Source organism: Rosenbergiella australiborealis (genome assembly GCF_018494035.1).
Lineage (GTDB): Bacteria > Pseudomonadota > Gammaproteobacteria > Enterobacterales > Enterobacteriaceae > Rosenbergiella > Rosenbergiella australiborealis.
Genome location: NZ_JABBFO010000013.1, coordinates 44,115 through 65,732, shown reverse-complemented (window position 1 = coordinate 65,732; position 21,618 = coordinate 44,115). Strand labels below are relative to the sequence as shown.

Sequence of the window (21,618 nt, the reverse complement as noted above, 5' to 3'; positions counted from 1 at the left end):
ATGTTACTCGTGGGCTATTTTCTCGAGCAGCTGCTCTAAACACTCTCGGGTATGGCTGTCCAACGATAACGGTGTTTCATATGGCCGAGTACCAGAGAGTTTATCCGCAACCATCTCATCATGTTTATCACCCATTAAACCATTAATATTCGCCAAAAAACGAGAAACGGCATAGGCATGAGGTGTATTATTTTCAATCGAACGTTGCGTGTCAAAAAAAGAGACCAGCTGACTCACTATTTTCCTTACATCATGGAATTCAGTTCCTGTCACTGTTGTTTGGTTCACCATACGAGCCAACGCCTTCTTCTGCCGTGATAAATAAGATTGAAATCCAGCCTCAGTATCGAGCGGTAGATTCTCGAGTGAATATTTTACCCAGCGCCAAATAGGGCGGCTCAACAGTATTCGTAAAATTTTCCCATAATGCTGAATATTTTTTTTGTTACCGTTTTTAAACCCGTCTTGCAGATGCCCTAAACATACAGTGGTTATTCTAAAAATCTTATCAGCGTCGTGTTTTTTACTATAAAGTCGTTGAGCAAAACGCAGATGTTTATAACGTGCTCGAATAAACTTGTATTGCTTACGTTGAGCAAGGCTTAGATCTTGACCTGCAAGAAGCTGATTAATGAGCCCAAGTAGCTCTTCTCGCGTAAATCCTTCATCCCATAGTTGCAAACATAATGCGTAATAATCACGAATATTTTGTTGCGAAGTACAAAGTTTGATTAACGGTAACGCGGTCGTTTCATTATTAATAACATCATCTTCGTCAATCGCTTGAAATAGGCGATCGACGACCTCTTGAGGATATTTTTTCCAACCAGTGCTATTCATTTATGCTGTCTCAAGCGGTTTATGGTAGGTCAGCGTGCTTCGCTGACGATAAGCCAATAGCGTTGGAAAGAGCGTTAATATCACTTGTGATGATTGTCCCACCAAATAGGCGATAGCAGCTCCTTCCACGCCATACAAATGAGATAATAACATCAATAAGAGGATATAAGAGCCTGCAGCGATGATTTGAACGGTTAAAAAGACACGTTGTTTACCTGCCATTAAAAGTAATGACTCTTGAGGGAAACCCATCATAGAAATCACGATAGCGCCAAGCATGATTTGTATTAAACCGTAAGCCTCAAGATATTTTTGCCCGAAGACAAAAGCAATAACTGATCCTCCTGCTGCGTAAACGATCAGCGCAATAATAAGGCCGAGTCCGCCAGCAAAAAGTGAAGAGCGTATAGCTAGAAGCCAAGGTTTTTTGGTTCTTGGGTCGAGACGCATAATTTCCGGATAAAAACTTTTTTCTAACAGCTGAGCCGGTGTTCCGGTTGCATCAAAAAAAGTCATGGCTATTTTGAATAGTCCTGCCGCGCTTGGGCCAATAAATATTCCTACCAGCAATGTACTGCAAGAGTTCTGAGCGGCCCAAATGGAGTGAGAAAAATTAGTTGTCCAGACGAAATTCCAACTGCCAGGTATCCGCTTGCTAGCCTTAAACAGGGAAGGGCGCAACGCATTGTGCAAGTTAAGTCTTTTTAGCTCTTGGCGAGCAAACCACCAAAATAGGGAACCACCGAAAAGATTGGCTAAGTACCACGAAACAACAAATCCAGCAAAGCCAAGGTGTGCAAAGTAAGAAATTACGCTTCCGATAGCAATGAGTAAGGGTTTGACTGCTTGCTGGATGGCAATTAAATCAAATCTATCTAAGGTTCTCAGCACGCCTGTAGGGGTCGATGAGGCCATTGTTGGAATTAAGGTACAGTAAAGAAGTGCTAGTTTGAAAGAGGTTGCATCCAGCCCTAATGAGTGAGAGAGAAACGGTAGGAGTAGCATCCCGCCAGAAATAGCGATGACACTGCTTACAATATCAAGACCAAAGGAAAATGATACAACATCTTTCAAGCGTTGATGGTCGCCACTAGTGTGTGCTGGTGCGCCATATTGAACGACAAATTGCCATGTTTGAAACTTGACAAAATCACTGATGGCTTTGGTATAAGACTGAATAACAACTAAGGTGCCGAACAGAGCCGGCGTCATCCCTTTCCCTGCACAGGCAAGTGCTAATAGGCCAAGAAGGGCACTTACGACATTACCGGACAGTAAATAGACGCTGTTTCGGAGGATAGTGCGGAAGGCACCGTCTGAAAACCAATTTTTCATTAAAGACCAACTCTAAGACAGTTTAAATAGCGATTGGGGAATGAGTGCTTCAGGCCAATAATGATGCAAGATGGAGTATTCCCAATACTAAGTGCGAAGGGATCCTATTGGAGATGAAGCACTACTGCGACCCTTTTCATCACACACTGTGGCGTGAACCTTGTGAAGAGAGAAGGTTTGATCATCGCTGTTTCGATCCCTGCATGATAAAGCATTCATAGTCTATTGTTAAGTATCGCTGTTGTTAGATAGCACAACACTTACTTGATAGTCCCCAGTGTTATGATGAAGCCTCGGTAATGAATGATGTGCCTTGGCAATGATCGTTAAAAGCTAAAATTTTTATTCTTGTAACCGTATAATGGTAACTTGGACGGTTCGTTTATCTAGCATGTGTTAGTATTTGTAGATAAATAATGGCCATCACTTCTGGGTATTGGGCGACGGATGTTGAGAAGACATCTCTTCGTACTGGAGTAGCGTTGCGGGGTTAATGTTAAGCTATGTTTTTGTTTGAGCGCTATGTCATGAAAGAAACGCGCAATGTTGTTGCGATGATTGTCGGTTTCTTAATTTTTATTTTTACCATTTACTCTGCCCAACGTTATTTAACTGACGCGGCGAACGGCACTCTTGCGCTAAAAGCGGTATTTGTTATCGTTTTTTACAAATCATTGATTGCTCTAGAAATGCTGCTGCCTATTGGACTGTATGTCGCCACTGCAATTGCGCTAGGGCAGCTTTACAGTGACTCTGAAATCACTGCCGCGCAAGCCGCCGGAATATCACCACTACGACTATATCGCGGTATTTTATTACTTGCGATCCCTATTGGCGTTGCTTGTGCACTGCTTTCTATGTATGGAAGGCCTTGGGCTTATGCGCATATTGACCAGCTTATGCAAAATTCACAATCTAACTTTGATGTGAGCCATTTACAGGCAAATAAGTTCAACATCCAAGATAATGGCACAATGGTACATGCACAGACCATCATGCCAACGGGTAACCAAATTCAGAATGCATTTATCTATACGACGGATAACGGTGTCACAAAGGTCTTCCGTTCACACGTTGGAAGTATTGATAATAGCCACCCAGCAATGCCTATTGCACATTTACAGTCAGGATCAGCCTATACCTTTGAGCATAGCTCCAATAATGACAGTCAACAGACGTATCAAAATCTTGCCATCAACTTGAAGCCCCCGGTTGATGATGAGGAAATCCGTAGTAAAGCCAAATCAATGCATACTTTACGGCACTCACATGATCGTGCGGATATTGCTGAACGCCAATGGCGTGAGACTCGTGGCCTTAATGCGGTATTGATGACATTGCTTGCTATTCCGTTAAGCCGAGTACGCCCGCGGCAAGGACGTTTTTCTGTGTTATTACCTTTAGCTCTAGTCTTTATTATCATATTTTTTGCAGGAAACATTTGTCGTACGTTGGTGAGTAATGGAGCGCTACCAATATTTCCTGGCATATGGTTGATTTCCGGATTTATGTTGCTAGGGATCATTTATTTTTGGGTCAAAGACTCGTCACTGTTGAATAAGTTACTCAAATGAATATTTTTTCGCGCTATTTGATCCGCCATTTATTCATTGGCTACTTCGCTGCCGCATTATTATTGGTACCGCTATTCACGCTTTTTGATTTTATTTCTGAACTCGAAGATGTCTCTGCTAGCTACAGTTGGTTACAAGCTTTGCTGGTGGTTATCTACCTAGTGCCACGGTGTTTGGTCAATCTCAGCCCTTTTATTGCACTATTGGGTGGAATAGTGGGTCTTGGCAATATGTCGAAAAATATGGAGCTTACCGCAATACGCTGTGCGGGATTTTCGACTTTTAGAGTGGCGATAGTTGTTTTAATTTCCGGGGTTATGTTTACTGCATCGCTCGCGATTATTGATGAATGGATCGCATCTCCGCTTCAACAACAAGCTCAAATCCGCAAAGATACTGCACTTGCGGAAAGTGAAGAGAGTGATCCAAACAGCAAGACTATCTGGGGGCAACAAGGTGATGAATTTGTCCGTATTGATCATCTTGATAAACAGGGGCAACCTCAAGGTGTTGAAGTGTTTGATTACAACGCTGACCTTACTTTGAAAAATTATCTCTATGCACAATCTGCAACCTACGGTGAAAACCATACCTGGACTCTGCATAATGTAAAACATACCCAATGGCAGGGCGATCGCCAAGTTACTACTCAACAGCCATCTATGCTTTGGGCCTCTATTTTCAATAGCGATAACTTGAAGCAACTTCAGTTAACGAGCGAGAGCTATTCAATTCCGCAGCTTAAAAACTATATTCATTATTTGAAATCCACCGCTCAACCATCAATGGAATACCGTTCTGCCTTATGGCAAAAACTGGGACGACCAATTTTGGTATTAGCTATGGTCTTACTGATTATTCCATTTACCTTCGTCAATGGCCGGGATACGGGAATGGGAAATCGGCTTTCTTTAGGCGTGATTGTTGGATTAGTTACCTACATCATCTATCAGATATGTATCAACTTAGGACTTATCTTTTCTATCACTCCGTTGATTGCAGTGATTGTGCCCCCGGTGGTGATGTTAATCGCTTCAGTAGTACTGGTGTATCGATTTAACGAAAGGAAGTAATGGATAGCGTTTCCCACAGTGGAACCTAATTTAATGCTCCTTACAGTAAAGACTGTGGGAGCGTTATCGTATGATGTTAGTAAAAAGTATTCATACTGTTCAGTTTTCATTTTAATGTTTTAAAATCAATTAATTATGAAGTAATGAGTTAAGGGTTTCGTGTACACCTGTATTTATATGGAGTGATTACCCCGGCTGGAATATAAAAAATCGGCCTGAGCCGGTTCGTTCCATATATAATTTTAATAAAAAATTATTATATTATACATATAGATAGACTATGCGTACGCGCTTTCATACGTGGACAAAGGCAAGGATTAGGGATGGGCGGCGTCAGGGGGTATGGTCTTACGTAAGGAGGTTGAGGCAGGCGGTAAGGTGTTGCAGATTTTTTTTCTCCATCGAGATAGCCTCCTGAGCATGTTGATACTTATGCATGGCTGGTGCAAGCCGGGCAGGGGATGATTTTATTGCTGTCTTTACGCGAGGGCGGCAAACCTAATCGGATTCGATTTTTATAATGTCACCATTCTGGCCTAACCGATAATTATCATCATCGTAAACGGTGAATGTTATGTCCATATTTCTGCTTTTATCTACAGAAAAAACAGCATCCTTTTCGATGCAGTTTACTTTTGTATTCATATCATCAAAACAAAGTCTGTCATATTTTCCTTCTTCTTTATAACCATCGCCAAAATCCCAAAAAACAACAGTAAAATATCCAGAAGATGATGATTTAGGAATGTCATATTTTTCTTTCAATATATCCTTATTTTTTAGCCACCAATCTATTTTCCCCTTATCTGTCGGTGGGAAGCTTCTAACCAAAACATCGCTATAGTTATTTTCCTGATTAACCGCGACAATCTTTACAGGACGTAAACACAGCCAAATCCAGTAACCCACTGAAACACAAACAGTCAGGGAAAAAGAATCAATATTTTTTTATTTTTTACTGTCATTGCGCCCCCCAGTGATTTCTATGGTTGCTTCCATATTGGTCATCAATGGCTTGAAACCAAACTGGTTATATCGCTGTAGTACAAACCAGATACGGAAAAAGCGGAACTGGTTGAATTATCCACCAGCCGTTATTGAGATTTTAACTGTGCTTCGGTCAAATCGCCGCAGCGCATATCTTTAGCGCCGTAGTCGTCCATCCGGTTTTGCGTGGTGAATAGAGTATAGGGAAACTGTAGTGCGGCCATTGTGACACATTCCTTGTGTTATCGTCCGTGGAGGTCTTCACAGGGAATAATACACAGTAAAAGGTTAGAGTGTAAACATTGTACAGCTCTTGTCCGTAATTTTTGATAGAGCCCGGGCTACACTCTTTTTTACTAAGGTAATGAATAGTGGGGGATTTATATAAAACTGAACGCTGATAATTGGCTCTGGTGAGACCTTTTCCTGGCTCGTCAGAAAGAAAGCTTTTGTCTGGTCCGTGATACAACGCCGCCCACCGACGCGAGCGTGCATGTTTATACTAAACGCATGAGTTTTAGGCCTCCCAAAATGTCGTTTAAGCCCAGCAGCGGCAAGGCTTAAGCCCCTTAGGTGCATAAAAACCACTCCACGAAGAGGGCAGGCGTGGCGGGGATACGAGCGCGCGCCACGACATTTAGGGCATGACAATGCGGCCCGATTTCCGTCCCGTTGACATGTGCTCGGTTTTAGAATGATGGGCTGAGGAATGAGGCGGTAAGCGCGGCAGGATGCGTTACAGGCGAGATGGAGGGCTGGAAATTCAAAGTCGTTGCGGTTAACGTTTCTACACTCTTTTATTGCGAGGTGTGGTTATGGATACAACCGAACAGCTTAACGGAACCTATTTTTACGGCGGCCTTTCAAATATTAACGCCGGCGAGCTTTTTTTCTGGATTATGGTTGATGTGACTGCCGAGCATTTCACGGGGGCGGCAGCGGCAACGGGCAACGTTGTAGCCGCTGCTGCGATCTATGCCGGGCGTAATAACGTAGTCGTGTCCGGCAAACTTGCAAATGCTACTCCTGGCACCTCGTATGCTTCTATTCAGTCACGCAGGTTGCTGCAAAAATACAGACTGCCTTTCCCGCTTCCAACCATAGTTGTAAATCCGCTTAACATGAAAATTATAATGACACAAAAGCTAGGCACCTTTGTTGGCAGGACCGTGCCAGTTATTGGCTGGGCTGTAGTGGCGTCAGACGTAGGGGTTATAGGCTGGAAGTCGATGAGCCGTTACAACACGATAGCCCGTGCGGAGGATAAAATCTGGTGATGGATGATATTGAAAAGGCCATATTCGCACTTGTTGAAGAATATAACGGTTATTGGTTTTGGCTGCGTAAGCGTTTTCCACTGACACATACAACGGATTTAAATAAAGATTTTAGGATGGCGCCGGAAGACGCCGCCGAATTGCTGGAAACATTCGCCGAGCGATTTTCTCTCAACCCGAAAGAAATAAATTTCGGGCGTTATTTTCCGGCAGATAACGGTAAGGCGAAAAAGCCTCTGACTATTCAACTGCTAATTGATTCCGCGCGTGCCGGTCACTGGATTGATAAATAGCGCCCGTGGGCGCGTAGTTCTTGCCATGTCTGCATGTCCTGCATGTATTGGTATACGGAATTGGCATGTATTCTAGCGTATACCCCATTTAGGGGAAGTTGGAATGGGTCTTGTCATGATTGTCATATAAGTTTTTAAGCCTGACGCTCGCTTAACTTCGCGTGGATCTGAAAAGAAGGGAAGACGTAAACGCGGTGAATCGGCAACCTTTATCGTCCAGACTGCATCACCAATAAAGTGAAAGCTTCCACGGCTTGTACTGAGCTTTTCAAAAAAACCGGAAGAATATTCGTTACCTAACTGCAAAGATTCAAGAATGCCATCATTGACACTAATCAGTGTTACCGTAAGAAACTCTTCATAAATCACATCATCCGTGGTGAAAATAAGGTAGCGGTCATCATTAACCTGAACTGCCGCCTCCAGTACATGGCCGGAAACAATAATACCGGTTGTATTCCCTGCAACAATCACTTCTGACTTTGCTTGTTTAAATTCAGTCGCCGGACTGTTTTCAATCAAAGTCACTGTATTAACCGGCTGCATACTTATCTCCATATACGTCCCATCTCCCACGCGGCGAGTGCGCCTCCCACAAATCCACCGATGACAACGCAGAGTTGCGCGCCCGGACCGCACATTAACCCAGCCATCCGCCAGCAGCTTCTCCGGCAATGCCCGCACCGTTAATAGGCAGCTGTCTCCCCGTTTCTGAAACCTTGTTCTCAGCTGTATAGATTTCATAAAAGGAAATGGCAATAGACAGCACTACTAGACCCTTTCCTGCGCGGGAAAGCCGCATCATCCTCAGATTAACTTGCGGGTTGGATTTACCCGCTGATTCTACGATACTGGCATAGACCTGATTTTTTGCGTTTCAGAAAGGGTATTCTTTCATGTCCCGTCATCGTCTGGTCGCTGTCCAACGACTGGCGAAATTTGAATAAACCTTTCAACTTATTGTTTTAAATTCTTTTTGTTTAATTCAGTTTTTTTCGTGTACCTAAGCGTGTACCAATTATTTTTTCTCATCAGGAAATCTACTCCCGTAAACCTCATTTCTCTGACGAGATCTGACGTACTGTTATCAGGAATTCATGAGCAGTGGTTTCCCAAAGTTCAGGCGAAAAATCAAACCCGTATCGTTTCCTGAATTCCTCTTCGACACCGCCACCATAGGTGGAGATAAAATCATCAACTTCTTCGACGAGATCTTTGAGTATCCAGTCTGGCGCTGACTTTTTGAACAGCCGTACTATGCCTTCAATCGTATCATCGCCATCATTGATGATGTCGGCGTCCTGGTTGAAATAACCGAAAATCAGTTGGTCAATAAAGTGGAAGTTTTGAATTTTGTACCTATAGAGCTGGGAAGGCTGTGAGAATGTAATAGGGGTTGCCGTTATATTGCTGAAATTCAATAATAATTCTCACATTTGTCATGACGATCCGCTAGTTATTCCCGCGCTGGAAACCGTAGCCAATCGCCTTGCAAGATGCATAACGAATAGTCAGCCTGGCTTCCTACTTGCCTTCGCCAAGAACAGGTTTTAGCTCCGTAATTTGCAACGTCAATTTTTGATGGCTGGTTGATACCCTTGCATATCCCAGTAATGCCATAGAGGTCTCACAAATCGATATTGATACAATCTAGTATCGTAAGGCATCAATCAAGACTCCGAGCTGCTTGATTTAGATAACCGACTGGAGATTTTATACAAAGAATACCAGGCCCGTCAGGCGGAACTGGCCTTGAGAGAAGAAGCATAATAGGGAGTTATAGCAAATTTTATCGAAACCTATCGTATTTAACATAATGGTAATTTTACGTATTAAAAAGTCGCTTCATCAACTTTTATTGTATACCTAACGTATACCAATCTATTTCTATCAAGGGCTAAAGTGTGAGTTGATAAACTGGATCTTATAAACATAAAATAAAAATATTATTTTTTAAAAAAATCCTACACATTTTCCACATATGGATATTTCTTAATTTTTTATATTGTTAAAGAGTGAAAAATCGTTCTACACCTTTGGTGGCGAATGTAATTGATTCGATAATGTTAATGGGGTGGGGGCTGTTTATTATTTAAGAATTATTTAAATGAAATTCCTAAATACTGTCCGTTATTTGTGTGTTTTCATGTTTGGTTCACAAAAAATCTTTACTATTCTTTAGTAGTATACTTGGTTTTTTATCTTTAATTATTTATTTGCATTATTTTTATTTGAAATTTACTGCAATCACTTACAGTACATATACCTCCAAACAATATTTCTCCAGATTGACCAATCATGATGCCAGTGTCTTTTATAAATAAATCGGAGTATTTTTGATTAATTATTTTTCCTACTAAATTTTTAGTGAATATTGTATTGTACTCGATGATGAACTCATCGCTATTTTTAATTTCTATTTCTTTATGGCCTACAGTGACAGTAATTGGATACTCGACCATTGATGAAATAGTTTTTTTATCATTTTTTAAAGCTGATTCCTTCAATTTTTCAAAAAAATCGCGATATTGTTTATGTGTATTTTTTCCCATAAGAAGATCCAATCGATTGTCAGTGTTTTTATCGCTATCAGCTAACACCTCCTGCTGGGATATAAAAACTAGAAATAGCAATATTAATAGTGATTTTTTCAACATTTAACCCTATTTAAAAGCAGAGGACTCTTCCAGCCTTCTACTGTAGAGAGCGGGAAGCAGACGAGTTGGTCCTACTTTTTTCCATTTTTATCATGATTAAAAACATAAACATATTTTAGCATAGTTTTACGAACACCATCCATATCACCTCTGTTAGCTAGCTCCATTACAGGTGAAGGATCAGATACATTGTAACTAAATGATATTAACCCATCAAATTGAGCTTGAGTGAGAGGATGTTTATTTACTTTTCTCCTTAGATATTACTCAAGTTTTTTCACATGCATTAGCCAATGCATTATTCACGTCAGTGCTTGATACCGGTCGTTTGAGCTCTTCTTCCGTACAAATTCCAAAATGAGCAAGCGTGCCTATCCCCCAAGTACAATTTCCAGCACGTGGGCCCAAGTCATTGTAGTAATGGTATCGGACACCCTCGCGGGTTCTTAACTGGCTATAACCGGAAGAGCTGAATGGAAGCGAATCATTTATCCCAGCCATACTGTTATTTATCCCTAATGTGAAATCTGAATATCAAAGTATTAATGTTCATGGCCTATGGTTCGATGCTTTTATTATCTAAAATAATCTATTAATTACATAACGCCAATGGTCTGCAAGGCAATAAAATCATATATATTTGTTTTAAATATTGATGTAGATCAAATGCACTTAATTCGTTCCAATTGGATTTGAATTTTAAGATTTTTAATAGATTGGGTGGTTGCTAATTATTTTATTTTTTTCATATATATAATCCTATTTCTATCGGTTATGGTCAGTTTGAATTTATGAGGGGATTTTTTCTGAACGTAAAATAAAAATCAGTTTTTTATGAAAAAATCCTACACACCGTATTCCTTTGGCGTTTCCTTCATATTATTCATATTGTTAAAGGGTGAAGAGTGAACAATCATCCTACACCTTTTATTATGGGTATAAAAAAACCGGCTTTCGCCGGTTCGGATCCTACAACATGGGTTTATCGTATTTCGGCAACCAATCACCGTTGATCTCTTCTTTCAGGTCTAAATTCATCTGTATACCGTTTTTTGTCCGCCGACTGACATACTTAAACCCATATTCTCGCAGGATGCTCTCTAATGCTTGGCTAAAGCTTTTCATGCTTAACGGATTACACGAAAGTTTTTCGCTTCCATAAAGATTAAGTAAGCGTGATAGAGGTAGCGTCTTAGCTGCATCGGTCTAATTGTAAGTATCCCTGCAAAAAGAACTATTCACTTATATAAGGTACTGCTCCGTCATATTTGGTGAGATTTTTGAGGAATGGGGTCAGTCCAAGTCTAAGGCTTTTTTCTTACGCTTGGAGCCGCAGCTATTTTGCGTATCCTTTCATGTCCCATCATCGTCTGGTCGATGTCTGGGTACAGTGTCCAAATGCTTGATTTCTCTAGCTCTGTCTGGTCACTGTCCAACCATGATTGGGCTGGCGGAGTCTGAATGTTAGTTGTAACCGAATGAAAAAAAGAATTTATTCTAATTCAACTTTCATGCGTATACCTAAGCGTATACCAATGATACTTGGACTGGCTATTTACCGCTCGCTCTGTTCCATTAGCAAAGCGCCACTTAATGCCTGGCGACGATCATCCATCTGCGCGGGCTGGGGCAGGGCAGGCAGTGATATCAATGTATTTTTTTAGTTTTGAAGATCGGGTTACTCCACGAGGATCGGAGAAAGGTAATCTTAAAGAGGGGGACTTCAGTATCTTCACAGTCCAGGTCGTATCGCCAATAAAACGAAAATTTACAGAGTCCTGCTCAATGTGTAGTTTTTCAAAGGATCCAGTTGAATATTGACCACCCAATTCGAGGTTTTCAAGAATACCCATCTTCAAATGAATGAAAGTAATATTCAGGCTTTCCTCAAAAATAACGTCGTCTGTAAGAAATAACAGATAATAGTCTTCAGCAACGGCAATTGCGGCTTCAAGAATTTTACCGGAGACTTTTATACCTGTGTTATTACCATTAATTAAAATATCGCATTGAGTCTGTGAGTATTCCTTCGCCTCAGTGACAACAGACAACGATATGGCAGTCGATAATTCCATTTTCATTCCCAGATTCGCCCCATTTGCCAGGCTGCTAATGCACCGCCGACAAAGCCACCAATAAGAACACATACAGGTGCGCCCGGGCCACACATTAAACCAGCCACTGCTCCACCAGCCCAACCTCCTGCCACACCGGAACTCACTATTACGGCTTGTTTGGTGGTTTCAGCAATTTTGTCCTGAGAGTTATAAATTTCATAAACCGAAATGGCAATAGAGAGCATGATAAGACCTTTCCCAGCTGTAGAAAGTTGCCGCATTCTGAGATCGGCCCTAGCGTTTGATCTACCGGCAGATTCTACAATGCCTGCGTATACCTGATTTTTCTGTCCCTCCGATAAATTAACAAAATTAGCCTGACGGCCAAACAACGAAACCGTTTTATTGGCGATGAGCTCATTAAATGTTTTACCGGACGTTTTCAATTTCTCAGCCATAGCCCGTCCAAGTGGCGTGCTACGTGTTCGTACTATCTCCATTACCAGATTACGGGTTTCCTGAGCCTCCAGCGCTGCCTTTTCCCAGGTGATGATGCCGCTGTTCGCTTTAGCTCTGAGATCCGCAGCCATCTCTTTAATGCGTTTAGTGTATTCAAGGCGCAGTCGTGGATCGACTGAGAGCTTTGCAGCGGCGGCGGAAACATCCCCCTGTAATGCATTTATTGCGCTTTCACATTTTTCTTTTCCATTTGCATTTAACGGTCTGAGCAGAGTCGTATCCATTCTAATTCCCTTTAAGATTGATTATGACGCGAATATAGCAGAAATTTTGTACTGAACGTAAATCGCTTACGCAGAGATTTTATCTCTGTGCATAAGAGCTAACTTCTGCAAAAAAACTTTTTTTTAGAAAAACTGTTCACACTGTTCACTGAGTAATTTTATTTATAAATTTCATATTGTTACGTGGTAAATGGTTGGTGAACAGTGAACACTTTACTGTTCACTTTTGCCGTTTTGCAGACAAAAAAAAGACCGGCGATTGCCGGTCAGGTCAGGTTATTTAGCTATGGGGGCATCACATTTCGGCAGCCAGTCGGCGTTACTTTCCTCTTTTAGCGTAAGATTGGTCTGTATGCCCTGATTTTTACGACGTTTCTCATAATTCAGCCCGTACTCTTTCAGCATCGCTGGCAACCCCCTGCCGAACATGGTGAGGCTAAGAGTATTCCTGTAGCCGTGGTCCTCCATATACGCCAGATAGGCATGATAGAGATAGCGTCGCGGCTGACGCGGAATGATGCTGGCGTTGCCAATATATATACCGTCAGGCTCAGGAAGCGCTTCCAGATAGCCGCAAAAGTCAAAGGTCGGGTCGGCGTCGCGCTTGATGCTGAGTGCTTCATCGGAGTTCTGCTGTGACTGGAGCAGGGCGCGGGCGGTCATCGGGTCGCTGAACCTCTGCATCAGCTGGCGCACAATCACGGCCAGTTCACGGGCGATTTTGTTCTTAAGTTGCGGGTCGCGTTCCTCCGGGGAAATCTGCTCCGGGAAATGCAGGATCACCCGGCGGCGGGAAACGCCGCCGCTACGGTCAGTAAATCGCATCGGGTTATTGTTCACGGCCAGAATCACCGCCAGAATATGGGTGGAGTACGCATCCTTGTATTTCGGGTCAACGGAGACCGCATCCCCGCCGGTAATGGCCTTGAGTCCTGCTCCGTCACCGCTCCATTTTTCCTGGTCAGGCAGACGGATCAGCGAGAAGCCAGTCAGCGTCGCACGTTCGCGCGGCGACTCCAACATTTCGATGGTGGCTGACGTGGCGTTATCTTCCCCGGCAAGCAGGGTCGCAATTTCGGCCAGAATACTTTTCCCGCTGCCGCCCGGGCCGGTCACCTCCAGAAACAGCTGCCAGTCGTAACGGTTCGCCAGCACCATAAACAGCGCAGCAAGAATCACGTCGCGCTTTTCAGGTCTGCCTCCGGCGGCACGGTCGAGCCAGCGCCAGAAATCCGGCGCATGGGTTTCCAGCGTTTCGCCCGCCACCGGCGGGGAAAAATCGACATCACACATCGTGCGCAGCCAGTGTGATTTATGATGCGGACTGAATCTGCCGGTGGCGGTATCGAGTACGCCGTTGCGAAAGCCAATCAGACGACGTGCCGGGGCGGCCTGTTGCGGAATAATCAGTTTCAGCGTCTCCACCACCGAGGCAATTTTTGCCGACGAGAACGGGGCGCGCAGACGCTGGAACAGCCCGGCCACATTGCGCGCAAAATCCGACGGTGGAATGATTTTCCATATCCCGGCCTCATAGCGGGACAGAAGCTGGCCGTTCGCATCCACGGTCAGCGCTTCGCCGTAATGCTCATGCACCCGCATCGCCTTGTCGCTGGCGCTCATGGCGGTAAATTCCGCCTCGCTCATGGTGTCGAACGGGCTTTGTGCCGGTGGCCGGATGGCGTCATAAATCGCTTTCCGCGTCGCCTCCTCGCCATTCTGCATAAACGCATCGTTCCAGTCGCCAAACACCGGTGGCAGGGAATACATCTTTTTCCAGTGAACGCCAAATGTCTTTTGCGTAATCAGGGGTGACGCTTTTGCTTTTGAGCTGGAACCAGTTAGCGGCGACCGTTGAAAAAATACTGTCCAGTGCGATTTGCTGCGCTTCCTCTGCAACTTCGGCCTGAATTTGTGGGTCGATTCCGTAGGCTAATAAGGTAAGGTAATCTGCTCTTAACCCTCGGGCATCAGCAAGTGAAAGAGCAGGGAAGGCACCGAGCCCCATCATTGTACCGGACGTTGATAACGGAAACGCCAGAGCTTTTTCCCGCTGGTTTTCACTATCAGGAAAAGCCCATCGCCATCATGCAGCGTTAGATCTTTCTCTAACGCTTTTGCGCGCAGAACTTCGGTGTTTGTCAGGGGCGTGTTGTCCGTGCCACTGTGGCCGCTCCTTCATGAATTGGTATACGCTTTTAGGCATACACCCTACCGTATACCTAAACGTATACTAATAATCACCGGATTTAGCCGGATGTTCTCGGACAACGACAGACACAAAAAAGCCCGCAGGGCTTACGCCGTGCGGGCTCTTAGGACTTCATCGAATGACTCTGGTAATCACCGATGGAGAATTTTGGTGGAGCTGGCGGGAGTTGAACCCGCGTCCAGAATTACTACACCGTCGGCACTACATGCTTAGTCCAATCTTTACATTCGCCAATTAGCTGCGGATGGACACGCCACTAACGAACTAGCCTGATTAAGTTTAATGCTTCAACCCCAGGCAGGGCATCCACACGATCTCTTTTAGGTTTGACCTCTCTTGATCCCCGTCCTAAGAGCGGAGGCTAGGGAGAGAGGGCTCTGAGCAGGTTATTAAGCTGCTAGTGCGTAGTTTTCGTCGTTTGCGACTATTTTTTTGCGGCTTTTTACGAGGCCAACCGCCCCTCGGCATGCTCCTAGGGCTTCGCGAATCCTGTCGAATCCAGAATCAGCCCCAAGTACTGTTACACAGTGTAGCAGATAAATACGCTGCTGCACCAGTAATTTAACTAAATTAGCGATTAGCGTTCTTCATAATACGCGCTTTGTCGACTTGCCATTCGCGATTTTTAATGTCGTCACGTTTATCATGCTCTTTTTTACCTTTGGCGACGCCAATTTTTAGCTTACACCAAGCGTTTTTCCAGTATAAAGATAGCGCGACAATCGTATAGCCTTCACGGTTTACTCGTCCATACAATGAGTCAAGTTCACGTTGCTTAAGCAGCAGCTTACGGTTACGGGTAGGGTCACAAACCACATGGGAAGATGCAACGGTCAACGGTTGGAAAGTTGAGCCGAAAAGATAAGCCTCACCGTCACGTAATAAGATGTAGCTTTCGCTGATATTTGCTTTACCTGCACGTAGGGATTTTACTTCCCATCCTTGCAATGAAAGACCGGCTTCAAACTCTTCTTCAATAAAATATTCGTGACGTGCACGTTTATTCATTGCGATGGTTGCGGAACCCGGCTTATTGGATTTTTTCTTTGTCATAGTATCCCTATTCTACACCACTTTGTTAAAGCGTAGCTGACTTCCTAAAGTAAGAAAGTTAAGTATTGGTGCTATTCTAGCACGCTGATTCCGATTAGACATTTCTGTTTACCTGCTGAAACTGCTATGATCAACTTGTTTTTTTCAGACCAGGAAATCTTATGGCCCAGATCACTCGCTCAGCGTTGGTACCGTTCAGCGCTGATAACATGTATCGACTCGTTAATGATGTTGATAGCTACCCACAATTTCTCCCTGGCTGCACTGGCAGCAAAATATTAGAACAATCTGAGCAGCAAATGACGGCATCGATGGATGTCTCTAAGGCTGGGATCAGTAAAACATTTGTGACTCGTAATACACTTACGCAAAGCCATCGTATCGCGATGCAGCTGGTTGATGGCCCATTTCGTAAGCTATCAGGCGGTTGGACCTTTACTCCTCTGGGGGACGACGCGTGTAAAGTTGAGCTAAGCCTCGATTTTGAGTTTTCAAATATGCTAGTTGAGATGGCTTTTGGGCGAATATTTAAAGAGTTAGCGAATAATATGGTCAAAGCATTCAGTCAGCGGGCTCACGAGGTTTACCGTGACTAATATTGCAGTAGAAGTCGTCTATGCTTTACCGGAAAAGCAATATTTGCGTCCAGTCGTGCTGCCAGAAGGGAGTACCGTTGAACAAGCAATATTGGCTTCGGGGCTACTTGATCTGAGGAAGGATATTCAATTAACGGAAAATAAAGTCGGCGTATACAGCCGCCCCGTTAAACTTACCGACCGCCTTGAGGATGGTGACAGAGTTGAGATTTACCGTCCCCTCCTTGCTGATCCAAAGGAAATGCGTAGACAGCGTGCAGAACGTTCAGCAGCAAGTAAAAAATAAAAATTTCGCTACCCGCCTATAATATTTGAGTAGCGAAACTAATTTAGTTGGTATTCGTTAGTGCGGGTTTATTATCGATATTTGTGAGAATACCGCTGCTATTAAAGGTTAGTGTTAGCGTTTGTTGTTTTACTTTTTCATGGCCTGGCTCTTGGCGGAAGACGTAATACCAGACATTACTGCCAAAAGGGTCGCTCATCATTGGTGTACCTAAGGTATAAGCAACTTGCTGTTGACTCATGCCAGTATGAATTTTACTCACATCGGTCGCTACCAAGTAGTTTCCTTGATTGATATCAGGGCGATAAACGACACGTTCTAACATTGAGCAACCGGCGGTCGTTAGCAATAGTGCCGCGGTCGCAGCAGTCAGTATTTTACGGCGCATGAATCATTTCCTTTTTCTTGACCAGTTGCCCACAGGCAAAACTTGCCATCACAATAAGTTCACCCTGAACGCAGGGAAGCTAGATGTCGATAATAATAGACCTTACGCCAGATGGAAACCTCTGGCGCAAGATATGACTGTGATAGTCAGAAAAAGTGCCCACTAAGCTGCTAAAAGTTCTTTAGCATTAGCTAGAGTGTTACGTGTAACTTCACTTCCTCCTAAAAGACGAGCTAATTCATTTAATCGCGAGGTTTTATCTAAATTGACCATACGGGTCTCTGTCATTGCTCCATCAGTAAGTTTACTGATATAGAAATGTGCATGGCCACAGCCCGCAACTTGCGGTAAATGAGTAACGCAGAGCACCTGTGTTGATTCACCTAATTTACGTAACATCTTTCCAACTATTGCCGCTGTAGGTCCACTTATCCCGACATCGACTTCATCAAAAATCATCGCAGGTGTTTCCATTTTTCGAGCTGTAATCACTTGAATGGCTAAGGCGATACGTGAAAGTTCACCACCAGAAACAACTTTTCCCAAGGGTTGTAACGATTGTCCAGGGTTGGCGGAGACTTGAAATTCAATATTATCAGCGCCTTCAGCAGTCAGTTTTTCTGGTGTGTGGGTAATCACGATATTAAATTTGCCATGTGGCATTGCAAGCTGCTGAATAGATTCTGTAATCAATCCTGATAATTCTGCTGCAAAGCGTTGACGCTCCACAGAAAGCTGCTGTGCGACTGCTAATGCACGTTGATGGTAACGCACGACCTCGGCAGAAACTTGTTCAATATCCGACTCAACATTTTCGAGTTGTGCATATTCGTTCAATAGCTGCTGGTGTGTGCTATATAGGGCTTCTGGAGTAACATGATGTTTGCGCGCTAAGGAAATATAGCGTGATAAACGCTGTTCTAGACTTTGCAAGCGATTAGGGTCTAAATCAATCGTCTCATGATAATGACGTAATTCATCGCTCATTTCACTCAGAAGAATTGCTGCATTATCCATCATGGTATTAACCGGAATAAGCCTGTCATCCAAATTAACAAGCTCTTGTAACAGTTGCTGTGATTGATGAACTAAAGATTGCAGCGATACCTCATCACTTTCTGAGACCATATGAACAATTTGCTGACTAAGAGCGATACGTTGGCCGCTACTAGCAAGTTGCTTATATTCCTCATCAATTTGGGTATATTCATCTTCAACAGGGGCAAATTTATTAAGTTCTTGTAATTGATAATCGAGCAATTCACGGCGTGCTGCGCGATCATTTTTTTGTTGAGTCAGCGCTGCTAGTTGCCGACAGCTTTTATGCCAGTTTTCATATTCGCTACGCATTGATGCCAGTAAAGCAGGGGAGTTGCTGTAAGCATCCAACAAAGTACGTTGATGATCAGTTTTTAGTAATAGCTGGTGCGCATGTTGGCCGTGAATCTGGATCAGGAGTTGCCCAAGCTCACGAAGTTGCGAGAGGGGAACCGCTGTGCCGTTAATAAATCCACGAGAGCGACCGTCAGCGCTAATCACTCGACGGAGTAAGCATTCGCCTTGATCATCAAGATGGTTATCGATCAACCATTGCTGTGCAGAAGGTGATTTTTTAAGCTGGAATCTGGCACAAATATCGGCACGTTGGGCGCCGGGACGTACTGATTCTGCATCCGCGCGATTTCCTAAGCAGAGACCTAAAGCATCAATCGCAATCGATTTTCCTGCGCCAGTTTCACCTGTTATGGCCGTCATTCCTTGTTGGAAATCGATATCCAGTTCGCGAACAATAGCAAAATTACTGATAGTAAGTTGTGCCAGCATATAATCACCTGTATGGAAAAACATGACTGTTTTTTTATACAGTATAATCTTCTTTTTTACTGAGTAAAGCCCCTAATCGAGATTTTCAAAATAATTTTTCTGACCATCCAAGTTTCCCGGTTAGGGTCGAAAAGTAGTTATATTCCTTTGGATGGAGTAAAAAAAGTTCATCTGGACTGCGACGAATGATCACCTCTTCACCCTCTTGCACCGGTAAAGCTAATTGACTGTCACAACTAACCTCTAACTCATTGCGTACACTGGCAAAACGTAAACTGATGGTGCTACGACTATCAATCACTAGGGGCCTCGCTGAGAGGGTATGTGGAAACATCGGTACGATAGCAATTGCTTCTAAAGAGGGCATTAAAATCGGCCCACCGGCTGATAGTGAATAAGCGGTCGATCCCGTGGTTGTGGAGATAATAAGGCCGTCTGAGCGTTGGGAAAAAGCGAATTGCTCATCGATATATACTTCAAATTCAATCATATGTGCAACCTTACCAGGATGCAGCACAATCTCATTGAGGGCCGTGGCGCTAAGCGATTGCCGGTGTCGGCCTTTTACAGAGGCTTCTAGTAAGGCGCGGGGATCGGTAATATATTCACCACTAAGTACTTTAGCTAGCTCTTCAATTGCATTGTCAGGATTAAGGTCAGTGAGAAATCCTAAATTTCCTCGGTTGATCCCGATAACTTTAATATCGTAGTGGGCGAGCACGCGTGCTGCCCCTAACATGTTGCCATCGCCACCAATGACAACAGCAAGATCTGCAGATTGGCCAATTTGTGCGAGTGTGGCAGTATGAATATTGGGTAACTGCATTTCACGTGCAGTCTGTTCTTCCACAAGTACCTCATATCCCTGTTCTTTGAGCCAATAGCATAGTTGCTCATGAGTGGACATTGCGCTCAGATTTCGTGGATGGCCGACAATCCCGATACATTTAAACGGCGTATTCATTTGGTAATGCTTCCTCTTTACGCAAAACTCTCGACAATCCGTCAGAGTCCCTTGAATCCGAAAATTTCATCCCCATAATAGCCTTATTGCAGAGATGAATATGATAAGCGGAGATTTTCATGAGTAGTAAAGAACAGAATACCCCGAATCAGCAAGATCCTGAAGTCCTGAATGCTGAACAAGCAGAGCAACAAAATCAACAAGATGCATCACAGGATAGCGATCCTCGTGACGCGCGTATTGCTGAATTAGAACAAGCCCTTGCCGAATCTCAAGGCGGTGTCCGTGATGCACAGGTTCGCGCGCAAGCTGAAATTGAGAATATTCGTCGACGTACCGAAATTGACATCGAGAAAGCGCATAAATTTGCACTTGAGAAATTTGCTAACGAACTATTACCGGTTATTGATAGTTTAGAGCGTGCACTCGAAGTTGCGAATAAAGAGAATCCAGAATTAGCCTCGATGGTCGAAGGGATTGAGCTCACACTGAAGTCATTGTTAGATGCGGTTCGCAAGTTTGGTGTAGAAGTTGTTGGGGATGTTCATGTTCCTTTTAACCCCGATGTTCACCAAGCGATGTCAATGGTTGAATCTGCTGATGTAGCCCCTAATCATGTAATTATGGTAATGCAACGCGGTTATACCCTAAACGGGCGTCTATTACGTCCAGCAATGGTCGCTGTTTCAAAGGCCTAAGCATTATCAAGATCTTAATGTAAAAGCTGCCTAAGGCAGCTTTTTTTATACGGGTAGGGTTACTGACCAATCGATCGCGGCTAAGCCTTGTGATTCAAGTAAGGCATTAGTTTGTGAAAAATGTTGGCAACCAAGAAAACCGCGGTGTGCTGATAATGGTGAAGGATGGGGCGCTTTCAACACATGATGCTTTTGTGTATCAATAATCTGTCCTTTCTTTTGAGCATGTGCGCCCCATAATAAAAAAATAACGCCTTCATGGTGTTGATTTATCATGCTGATGACATGAGAGGTAAATGTTTCCCAACCAAGACCAGCATGAGAATGAGCCTGTCCGGCTCTCACCGTTAATACCGTATTGAGCAGTAACACGCCTTGTTTTGCCCAACTCGCAAGATAACCGTGTTCTGGGCGAATAAAATTAGGAATATCCTGCGCTAACTCTTTATATATATTAACCAGTGAGGGAGGGGGCGCAATACCAGGTTGTACCGAAAAAGCCAATCCATGAGCTTGATTCGGTCCATGATAGGGGTCTTGCCCTAAAATGACGACGCGAATATTGGCAAAGTCCGTAAGCTTGAAGGCACTAAACACTTCTGCGGCGGGTGGGTAGATGACAATGCCGGTACTGCGTTCTTGCTGAACGTGTTGCAGTGTTTCAATAAAATAGGACTTTTGTTTTTCATCACCTAGCACATCATGCCAGGTTAAGGTGGTTTTCATGATGTCTCCCTTATCTCCGTCAGGGGTAAAAAAAG

Annotated in this window: 24 protein-coding genes, 1 other RNA gene and 6 pseudogenes; 7 read left to right on the top strand and 24 right to left on the bottom strand. The window is 43.7% G+C overall.

The window, feature by feature from the left end; genetic code table 11:
• Positions 1-3: 3 nt before the first annotated feature.
• A complete protein-coding gene (locus tag HGT73_RS12545) occupies positions 4-840 on the bottom strand; it encodes a hypothetical protein (protein WP_214215525.1) in 837 nt (278 codons plus the stop codon).
• Positions 841-2,175, bottom strand: coding sequence for a lipopolysaccharide biosynthesis protein (locus HGT73_RS12540; protein WP_214215523.1), 1,335 nt, complete (start codon positions 2,173-2,175; stop codon positions 841-843).
• 503 nt (positions 2,176-2,678) lie between these two features.
• Between HGT73_RS12540 and lptF the strand changes: the two genes are divergently transcribed.
• Positions 2,679-3,749 (top strand): LPS export ABC transporter permease LptF, encoded by a 1,071-nt coding sequence (gene lptF / locus HGT73_RS12535; RefSeq protein ID WP_214215522.1) that lies wholly within the window; start codon positions 2,679-2,681, stop codon positions 3,747-3,749.
• Positions 3,746-4,822 (top strand): LPS export ABC transporter permease LptG, encoded by a 1,077-nt coding sequence (gene lptG, locus HGT73_RS12530; RefSeq protein WP_214215520.1) that lies wholly within the window; start codon positions 3,746-3,748, stop codon positions 4,820-4,822. The genes lptF and lptG overlap by 4 nt, the downstream gene beginning before the upstream one ends.
• A 498-nt stretch (positions 4,823-5,320) precedes the next feature.
• Here lptG and HGT73_RS12525 read toward each other — a convergent pair.
• The 3 genes and pseudogenes from HGT73_RS12525 to HGT73_RS12515 all read right to left on the bottom strand — a co-directional run bounded on the left by HGT73_RS12525 (position 5,321) and on the right by HGT73_RS12515 (position 6,033).
• Positions 5,321-5,787 (bottom strand): annotated as a pseudogene (locus tag HGT73_RS12525) (DUF943 family protein).
• A pseudogene (locus tag HGT73_RS12520) lies at positions 5,771-5,902 on the bottom strand (DUF3289 family protein); the annotation flags it as partial. The pseudogenes HGT73_RS12525 and HGT73_RS12520, both read right to left, overlap by 17 nt.
• Positions 5,903-5,916: 14 nt before the next feature.
• Positions 5,917-6,033, bottom strand: coding sequence for a DUF3289 family protein (locus HGT73_RS12515; RefSeq protein ID WP_214215518.1), 117 nt, complete (start codon positions 6,031-6,033; stop codon positions 5,917-5,919).
• Between the two features lie 591 nt (positions 6,034-6,624).
• Between HGT73_RS12515 and HGT73_RS12510 the strand changes: the two genes are divergently transcribed.
• Positions 6,625-7,086, top strand: coding sequence for an STM2901 family protein (locus HGT73_RS12510; RefSeq protein ID WP_214215515.1), 462 nt, complete (start codon positions 6,625-6,627; stop codon positions 7,084-7,086).
• A complete protein-coding gene (locus HGT73_RS12505) occupies positions 7,080-7,379 on the top strand; it encodes a DUF1493 family protein (RefSeq protein ID WP_214215592.1) in 300 nt (99 codons plus the stop codon). The genes HGT73_RS12510 and HGT73_RS12505 overlap by 7 nt, the downstream gene beginning before the upstream one ends.
• A gap of 72 nt (positions 7,380-7,451) precedes the next feature.
• Here the strand turns inward: HGT73_RS12505 and HGT73_RS12500 are convergent, their stop codons facing one another.
• The 15 genes and pseudogenes from HGT73_RS12500 to smpB all read right to left on the bottom strand — a co-directional run bounded on the left by HGT73_RS12500 (position 7,452) and on the right by smpB (position 16,101).
• On the bottom strand, positions 7,452-7,925 hold the full coding sequence (locus tag HGT73_RS12500; RefSeq protein WP_214215513.1) for a hypothetical protein: 474 nt from the start codon (positions 7,923-7,925) through the stop codon (positions 7,452-7,454).
• 94 nt (positions 7,926-8,019) lie between these two features.
• On the bottom strand, positions 8,020-8,184 hold the full coding sequence (locus tag HGT73_RS12495; protein ID WP_214215510.1) for a hypothetical protein: 165 nt from the start codon (positions 8,182-8,184) through the stop codon (positions 8,020-8,022).
• 250 nt (positions 8,185-8,434) lie between these two features.
• Positions 8,435-8,713, bottom strand: a complete 279-nt coding sequence (locus HGT73_RS12490; RefSeq protein WP_407073166.1) for a contact-dependent growth inhibition system immunity protein — start codon at positions 8,711-8,713, stop codon at positions 8,435-8,437.
• Positions 8,714-8,738: 25 nt separating this feature from the next.
• Positions 8,739-8,822: an RNase A-like domain-containing protein gene (locus HGT73_RS15105; RefSeq protein WP_407073165.1), complete on the bottom strand. Its 84-nt coding sequence runs from the start codon at positions 8,820-8,822 to the stop codon at positions 8,739-8,741.
• A 105-nt stretch (positions 8,823-8,927) separates the two neighbouring features.
• A pseudogene (locus tag HGT73_RS15010) lies at positions 8,928-8,999 on the bottom strand (recombinase family protein); the annotation flags it as partial.
• A gap of 584 nt (positions 9,000-9,583) precedes the next feature.
• Positions 9,584-9,979 carry a hypothetical protein gene (locus tag HGT73_RS12485; protein ID WP_214215508.1) on the bottom strand — a complete coding sequence of 132 codons (396 nt, stop codon included), beginning with the start codon at positions 9,977-9,979 and terminating at the stop codon, positions 9,584-9,586.
• 128 nt (positions 9,980-10,107) lie between these two features.
• A pseudogene (locus HGT73_RS15100) lies at positions 10,108-10,278 on the bottom strand (glycoside hydrolase family protein); the annotation flags it as partial.
• Positions 10,279-10,303: 25 nt separating this feature from the next.
• Entirely contained in the window at positions 10,304-10,537 is a 234-nt protein-coding gene (locus HGT73_RS12480) for a hypothetical protein (RefSeq protein ID WP_214215506.1), read from the bottom strand.
• A 468-nt stretch (positions 10,538-11,005) separates the two neighbouring features.
• Positions 11,006-11,161 (bottom strand): hypothetical protein, encoded by a 156-nt coding sequence (locus HGT73_RS15095; protein ID WP_407073164.1) that lies wholly within the window; start codon positions 11,159-11,161, stop codon positions 11,006-11,008.
• Between the two features lie 482 nt (positions 11,162-11,643).
• Positions 11,644-12,111: a hypothetical protein gene (locus tag HGT73_RS12470; RefSeq protein ID WP_214215504.1), complete on the bottom strand. Its 468-nt coding sequence runs from the start codon at positions 12,109-12,111 to the stop codon at positions 11,644-11,646.
• A gap of 2 nt (positions 12,112-12,113) precedes the next feature.
• Positions 12,114-12,836, bottom strand: coding sequence for a hypothetical protein (locus HGT73_RS12465; RefSeq protein ID WP_214215502.1), 723 nt, complete (start codon positions 12,834-12,836; stop codon positions 12,114-12,116).
• Between the two features lie 276 nt (positions 12,837-13,112).
• A pseudogene (locus tag HGT73_RS12460) lies at positions 13,113-14,600 on the bottom strand (primase-like DNA-binding domain-containing protein); the annotation flags it as partial.
• Positions 14,587-15,001, bottom strand: a pseudogene (locus HGT73_RS12455) (integrase arm-type DNA-binding domain-containing protein); the annotation flags it as partial. The pseudogenes HGT73_RS12455 and HGT73_RS12460, both read right to left, overlap by 14 nt.
• A 195-nt stretch (positions 15,002-15,196) precedes the next feature.
• Positions 15,197-15,560, bottom strand: a transfer-messenger RNA (tmRNA) gene (gene ssrA / locus HGT73_RS12450).
• 58 nt (positions 15,561-15,618) lie between these two features.
• On the bottom strand, positions 15,619-16,101 hold the full coding sequence (smpB, locus tag HGT73_RS12445; RefSeq protein ID WP_214215500.1) for an SsrA-binding protein SmpB: 483 nt from the start codon (positions 16,099-16,101) through the stop codon (positions 15,619-15,621).
• 161 nt (positions 16,102-16,262) lie between these two features.
• On the opposite strand from smpB, the gene HGT73_RS12440 reads away from it, so the two are divergent.
• Both HGT73_RS12440 and HGT73_RS12435 read left to right on the top strand, forming a co-directional pair.
• Positions 16,263-16,697 carry a type II toxin-antitoxin system RatA family toxin gene (locus HGT73_RS12440; protein WP_214215498.1) on the top strand — a complete coding sequence of 145 codons (435 nt, stop codon included), beginning with the start codon at positions 16,263-16,265 and terminating at the stop codon, positions 16,695-16,697.
• The gene (locus tag HGT73_RS12435) at positions 16,690-16,983 is read left to right on the top strand and encodes an RnfH family protein (RefSeq protein WP_214215496.1); all 294 of its coding nucleotides are present in this window, start codon (positions 16,690-16,692) and stop codon (positions 16,981-16,983) included. The genes HGT73_RS12440 and HGT73_RS12435 overlap by 8 nt, the downstream gene beginning before the upstream one ends.
• A 43-nt stretch (positions 16,984-17,026) precedes the next feature.
• Here the strand turns inward: HGT73_RS12435 and bamE are convergent, their stop codons facing one another.
• From bamE to nadK, 3 genes are all read right to left on the bottom strand, one after another.
• A complete protein-coding gene (gene bamE / locus HGT73_RS12430) occupies positions 17,027-17,371 on the bottom strand; it encodes an outer membrane protein assembly factor BamE (protein ID WP_214215494.1) in 345 nt (114 codons plus the stop codon).
• A 162-nt stretch (positions 17,372-17,533) separates the two neighbouring features.
• Positions 17,534-19,195 (bottom strand): DNA repair protein RecN, encoded by a 1,662-nt coding sequence (recN, locus tag HGT73_RS12425; protein WP_214215492.1) that lies wholly within the window; start codon positions 19,193-19,195, stop codon positions 17,534-17,536.
• 85 nt (positions 19,196-19,280) lie between these two features.
• Positions 19,281-20,159 carry an NAD(+) kinase gene (nadK, locus tag HGT73_RS12420; protein WP_214215490.1) on the bottom strand — a complete coding sequence of 293 codons (879 nt, stop codon included), beginning with the start codon at positions 20,157-20,159 and terminating at the stop codon, positions 19,281-19,283.
• Between the two features lie 119 nt (positions 20,160-20,278).
• On the opposite strand from nadK, the gene grpE reads away from it, so the two are divergent.
• Positions 20,279-20,857: a nucleotide exchange factor GrpE gene (gene grpE, locus HGT73_RS12415; RefSeq protein ID WP_214215489.1), complete on the top strand. Its 579-nt coding sequence runs from the start codon at positions 20,279-20,281 to the stop codon at positions 20,855-20,857.
• A 45-nt stretch (positions 20,858-20,902) separates the two neighbouring features.
• Here the strand turns inward: grpE and ung are convergent, their stop codons facing one another.
• Complete coding sequence (gene ung / locus HGT73_RS12410; protein ID WP_214215487.1) at positions 20,903-21,583, bottom strand: uracil-DNA glycosylase; 681 nt, start codon at positions 21,581-21,583, stop codon at positions 20,903-20,905.
• Positions 21,584-21,618 lie beyond the last annotated feature (35 nt).